The following is a 5,918-nucleotide window of genomic DNA, read 5'->3' as shown; positions in this document are numbered from 1 at the left end:
GCCGCGATCTCGTCGCGTCGTGTGGTGTTCGCGTTCTTCACGTGGGGGTTCGGTCACTTCAGAAGGTCAGGAACATGCGGATGGGACGACCCCGTCCCTCGCCCCGGCGACGGACCCGGCGACGGACCCGGCGGCGGACCCGGCGGCGGACCCGGCGGCGGACCCGGCGGCGGGGGCGGCTTCATGGCGGTGCCGCCGGTCCGCGGGGGCGTGCCGGTCGTCGCGCAGGCTCAGCCACCGCACGTCGACGTACGCCGCGTCCGTCGTGGGCGCCGTCGCGCCTCCCACGACGACCGCGGGGCCGTCTCCCACGGTGAGGCTCCCGATCCGTACCGTGTGCGTGCCCGGCTGGCCGGTGGATGACATGTCGGCTCCCTCTGTGGGCGCCGGCCGCGACGGCCGCGAGCCGGCGGGGGTCTGGAACGACGAAAAGGCAGAGACACCCTCGTCTCCGCCCTCTGCCGGCTGAGGATGGCCGCTAGATCATGTGACAGGGACCGGCCCCGCGGGAACCGGGCAGATGAACATGAAATAGCAAGTCATGGCACCGAGGTTATCAGGCGCGCTCCACCTGGTGGACGCCCCATCTCAGATGCCGGACGGCACGCGGGAAGCCGCGTTTGCACCTGCGCACCTCTATGGGACGATTCAGTGGCCTGGAAGGGGGTAGCGGCGGGTGATGTCGGAAGCACGGCCGAGTGGACCGCAACAGGGGCGCCGCGTGGCCAACCGCTACCAGCTGCTTGAGGCCATAGGCCGTGGTGGCATGGGCATCGTGTGGCGCGCCCACGATGAGCTGCTTGATCGCGCCGTGGCGGTCAAGGAGGTCCGCTATCCCGGTGACCCGCAGGACGACGAGGTCGCCGAGCTGAACCGCCGCACCCTGCGCGAGGCGCGGGCGGCGGGGCGGCTGTCGCACCCGAACGTCGTCGTGGTCCACGACGTCATCGAGGAGAACGGCCGGCCGTGGATCGTCATGCAGCTCGTCGACTCCCGGTCCCTCGGCCAGGTGCTGCGCGACGACGGGCCGCTGCCGATGCGCATGGCCGCCGAGATCGGGCTCCAGATCCTGGAGGCGCTGCGCCACGCCCACGCCTCCGGTGTGCTGCACCGTGACGTCAAGCCCGAGAACGTCCTCCTCACCGATGACGGCCGGGTGGTGCTGACCGACTTCGGCATCGCGCGCATGGAGACCGACACGACGATGACCCGCACGGGGCTCGTCGGCACGCCGGCCTTCATCGCCCCCGAGCGGCTCCGTGGGCACTCCGCCCAGCGCGAGTCCGACCTGTGGTCGCTCGGCGCCACGCTGTACGCCGCCGTCGAGGGCCGGCCGCCGCACGACAAGGGCATGGCGATGGCCACGATGCACGCCGTGCTGAACGACGAGCCGGAGCCCGCCACACGCGCCGGGCGCCTCGGCGCCGTCCTGTCGGGGCTGCTGGAGAAGCACCCCGCCGAGCGGCTGACCGCCGACCAGGCCGAGCGCATGCTGCGCAGCATCGCCGAGGACCGTTCCTCGGCGCCCATGACCAGCCAGCGCACCCTGCCGGCGACCCCACTTCCCATGCCCGCCACCAGCCCCTCGCGCATGCAGCCGAAGGAGCCGAGGCAGCCCCGTGAGAGCGCCAGGCCGCAGCGTCGGCCCGAGGCTCCCCGGCCCGACGCCGCACTGCCGGGCGAGGCGGACGTCGCGGCGGCGGAGGTCCCCGCCCCGAGGACCCCGGACGGCCGCGTCGAGACCGGCGGGCGGGCCCCGGCCCCCGCGGACGTACGCGGGCGGGCCGAGGCGCTCGGGCAGATGCAGTCGTTCAAGCAGGCCCCGGCCGCCAAGCAGCCTCCGTCGTCCAAGCGGACGCCCGCGTCCGAGGAGGCTCCCGCGTCCGAGGAGGTTCCCGTGACCACGGGGGATCCCGTGACCACGGGGGCCGGCTCCGGCGAGGCTCCCGCGCGTCCCGCGTCCGAGGAGCCCCACGAGGCCGAGGAGGCGGAGAGGGCCGCGTCCCCGGCGCGGGGGACCGACGCGTCCGAGACGCCCTCCGCGCCCGTACGGCCCGTCAAGCCGCCCACGTCCGCGCGGCCGGTCAGGCCTTCGGCGCCCGTACAGCCCGTGAAGCCCGCGGCCGCGAGGAAGCCCGTCAAAGCTCCCACCACGGGGCGGGCGGCCACGCCCAAGGCGGCGCCCGTGCAGCCGGTGAAGCCGCCCGAGGAGCGTTCCCTGCCGGCCGCCGCCTCGGTGGCGGCCCCCGACGGGTACGAGGCACACCCGCCGACGCGCGTCCCGAGGCCGTCGAGAAGCAGCGAGGTGGAGACGCGGCCCGAGTCGCGGAAGCGGCCCTACGCCGCGTCCGCCGCGTCCGCCGCGTCAGAGGATCCCGGGCCCCTCACCGCGGCGTCCACCTCGGTGGGGCCCGCCACCTCGGTCGAGCACGCCGCGACCTCGATCGAACCGGCGCTGTTCCCCATGTCGCCCGGCGACGACGAGGACGGCGGCTTCGGACGCCGCCAGGTGCCGATGCTGCGCGTCGTGCTGCTGGCCGTTCCCGTGGTCCTGGTCGTGGCGGGCATCGCCCTGTGGCTGGGCGCGCGGAACGCCGGCACGCCCTCGGGCGAGGCGTCCGCGACCGGCGGTCACTCCTCGACGCAGGCCGATCCCCCCGCGACCGGCGGCTCCGCGGCGCCGTCCTCGGCCGCCTCCCCCGCGCCGTCCTCGCCCCCCGCCTCGCCGACCGCCTCGCCGACCGAGACCGCGAAGCCGTCGCCCAGCCCCAAGCCGACCGCCATCGGCCCAGGGGACGTCCCGGAGGGCTGGCACAAGTACAAGCACTCAAGCGGGTTCTCCGTCGCGCTGCCGAAGGGGTGGAGCGTCGACGGGAGGGGCAACGGCGAGGTCCGCTTCCGCGGCGACTCCCACACCTACCTGGAGGTCCACCACACCTCCAGCCCGGAGTCCGACGCCCTGAAGGTCTGGCGGCGCGACGCGCCGGGCATGAGCAGGAACTTCCCCGGCTACAACCTGATCGCCATCAGGGAGGTCAAGGACTACTGGAAGACCGCGGCCGACTGGGAGTTCACCTTCGGCGACGGCCGGTTCCGCTCGCGCGTCATCGACCGCGGCTTCGTCACCGACAAGAACAACGGCTACGCGCTGCTCTTCAAGACCCAGGACGAGGGCTGGAAGAAGAAGAAAAAGCTCTTCGAGACCCTCGCCGCGACCTTCAAGCCCGCCAAATAAAGGTCACGCTCCAGCCAAGGCCCGGCTATGGGACGATGCAAGCACGGGCGAAGGAGGGTCGGGGCGACGTGACCGCGGAGGCGCAGCGCCGGGTCGCCGGCAGGTACCACCTGCTGGAGGCGATCGGCCGTGGCGGCATGGGCGTGGTCTGGCTGGCCCACGACGAGCTCCTCGACCGGCCCGTCGCGGTCAAGGAGGTCCTCTACCACGCGATCAACGAGGACGACCGCGTGGCCTTCAACCGGCGCACGATCCGCGAGGCGCGGGCCGCCGGGCGCCTCGACCATCCCTCGGTGGTCGTCGTCCACGACGTCATCGAGGAGGACGGCCGTCCCTGGATCGTCATGCAGCTGGTCAGGTCCCGTTCCCTGGGCGAGGTCCTGCGCGCGGACGGCCCCCTCGACCCCCGCTCGGTGGCCGACATCGGCACCCAGATCCTCGGCGCGCTCCGCGCGGCGCACGCCGCCGGGGTGCTCCACCGTGACGTCAAGCCCGAGAACGTTTTGCTGACCGACGACGGCCGGGTCGTCCTGACCGACTTCGGCATCGCCACGATGCCCGAGGAGACGGCTCTCACCACGACCGGCAACCTCTCGGGCACCCCGGCGTTCATGCCGCCCGAACGCCTGCGCGGCCGTCCCGCCGTCCCCCAGTCCGACCTGTGGTCCCTCGGCGCGACGCTGTACGCCGCCGTGGAGGGCCGGCCGCCCTTCGACAGGGGCGCGCCCGTGCCCACGATGGCGGCCGTGCTCAACGACCAGCCCGAGCCCATGCGACTCGCCGGGCCGCTCGCTCCGGTGATCCAGGGGCTGCTGCGCAAGGAGCCCGAAGGCCGCGTGGCCGCCGCCGACGCGGCCGAGGCGTTACGCCGGGTGGCGGCCGGGCCCCCCGGGCGGGCGCGGCGCCCTCGCTCGCCGGGCTTACGGCTGGCGCTGGTCGCCGGCCTGCCGCTGCTGCTCCTGGCCGTGATCGGCCTGGCCGGCTGGTACGGCTACCGCGAGTTCGCGGGCACCGCCGCCGGGACCTCCACGCCGGTCTCGCCTCCCCCGGTCACCTCGTCGGCCTCCGTGCCGGCGAGCTCCCCACCCTCCCCGTCCCGCAGCCCCGTCCCCTCGCTTCCGGGCGGCTGGGGCACCCATGTCGACCCGCTGGGCTTCTCCCTGGCCCTGCCGGACGACTGGGTGGCGTACAACCGGCAGAAGGCCCGCGTGTGGTTCCGGCCCCCCGGCTCGCGCAGCTACCTGCTGGTCGACCTGACCCCCTGGACCGACGGCGATCCGCTCACCGCGCTGCGTGACGTCGAGATGCAGGCCCTGGCCAAGGGGAACCTCCCCGGGTACGCGCTCCTGGCCCTGCGGTCGGTGACCTTCAAGGGGCGGCCGGCCGCCGACTGGGAGTTCACCTGGGCGCAGGGGGCCGGCCGTTTCCACGTCTTCGACCGGCTCCTCACCACGGCGGACGGGCGGCAGGTCGCGATCTATCTGCACACCACCGAGGACGACTGGAAAGAAGAATCTGCCTATTTCGATAGGTTTGCGAAGAGTTTACGCCTGTCGTGATTTTAGGCGCATGTGACCTGGCAATCGGGGTAGCTGGCGTGACATGCCGGATTCCTCCCAGGTCACAGACCGAGTCGTGGCAGGCCGTTACCGTCTGCTTGAACTGATCGGCCGCGGTGGGATGGGCACCGTCTGGCGGGCCCATGACGAGATACTCGGCCGCGAGATCGCCGTCAAGGAGCTGATCGCGCCTCCGGAGCTCACCGGACCAGAACGTGAGATCTTCTCGTTACGTACGTTCCGGGAGGCCCGGGCCGCGGGACGGGTGAGCCACCCCGGTGTCGCCACCGTCTACGACGTGTTCGAGGAGGGCGGCCACCCCTGGATCGTCATGCAACTCGTGCCGTCCGACACGCTGGGAGCCGTGGTCCGCGACCAGGGACCGCTTCCGCCCGACCGCGTGGCGCAGATCGGGCTCCAGGTGCTCTCCGCCCTGCGCGCCGCGCATCGGGCCGGAGTGCTGCACCGGGACGTCAAGCCCGACAACGTCCTGCTCGCCCAGGAGGGCGGCCGGGCCGTGCTCACCGACTTCGGCATCGCCACCCTGGACGACGACTCCCCCGTCACCCGTACGGGCACGCTCATCGGCACCCCGGCGTTCATCGCGCCGGAGCGGGCCGAGGGCGGCCAGGCGACGCGGGCCTCGGACCTGTGGTCGCTCGGGGTGACGCTGTACGTCGCGGCGGAGGGACGCTCGCCGTTCGCGCGCGGCAACCCGCTGGCGACGCTGGGCGCGGTCATGCACGACCCGCCCGCGCCTCTGCGCCTTGCGGGGCCGATGGGCCCCGTCCTCATGGGCCTGCTCCACAAGGACCCCGCCGAGCGGTTCACCGCCGCGGAGGCGGAGGGCTACCTGCGCATGGTGGCGGCCGGCATCCAGCCCGAGCCGACGGCTCCCGCCTCCTCCCTGCCCGCGCCGGTCCCCATGCGGGCCTCCGGGCCGATCGCCGGGCGCGCCACCGGCCCCACGCCCGTACCCGCCCTCACCGTGCCCGGGGCGGTGCCCCCGCAGGCGCGGCCGGGCGCCGGCTGGCGCGGTCGCCGGGTCGCCTTCGTCTCTCGCGGTCAGGTGACGCGCGGGCGGGCGGGAACCGGAACCGCCGTGGTTCGGCTACCAGTGTGCC

Annotated in this window: 4 protein-coding genes; 3 read left to right on the top strand and 1 reads right to left on the bottom strand. The window is 73.7% G+C overall.

Translation table 11 applies throughout. The features are described 5' to 3' along the window. Nucleotides 1–66: 66 nt before the first annotated feature. Nucleotides 67–366, bottom strand: coding sequence for a hypothetical protein (locus AB0B89_RS34315; RefSeq protein ID WP_358561273.1), 300 nt, complete (start codon nt 364–366; stop codon nt 67–69). Between the two features lie 355 nt (nt 367–721). Between AB0B89_RS34315 and AB0B89_RS34310 the strand changes: the two genes are divergently transcribed. The 3 genes from AB0B89_RS34310 to AB0B89_RS34300 all read left to right on the top strand — a co-directional run. Continuing rightward, nucleotides 722–3,235, top strand: coding sequence for a protein kinase (locus AB0B89_RS34310; RefSeq protein ID WP_358561270.1), 2,514 nt, complete (start codon nt 722–724; stop codon nt 3,233–3,235). Between the two features lie 68 nt (nt 3,236–3,303). After that, nucleotides 3,304–4,794, top strand: coding sequence for a serine/threonine-protein kinase (locus AB0B89_RS34305; RefSeq protein ID WP_358561267.1), 1,491 nt, complete (start codon nt 3,304–3,306; stop codon nt 4,792–4,794). A gap of 121 nt (nt 4,795–4,915) precedes the next feature. Next, on the top strand, nt 4,916–5,918 hold a 1,003-nt coding region (locus AB0B89_RS34300), incomplete at its 3' end, for a protein kinase (RefSeq protein ID WP_358561264.1).

This window comes from Sphaerisporangium sp. NPDC049002 (assembly GCF_040649355.1).
In the GTDB taxonomy this organism is placed as follows: domain Bacteria; phylum Actinomycetota; class Actinomycetes; order Streptosporangiales; family Streptosporangiaceae; genus Sphaerisporangium.
This window is presented reverse-complemented; position numbering and strand designations above follow the sequence as displayed.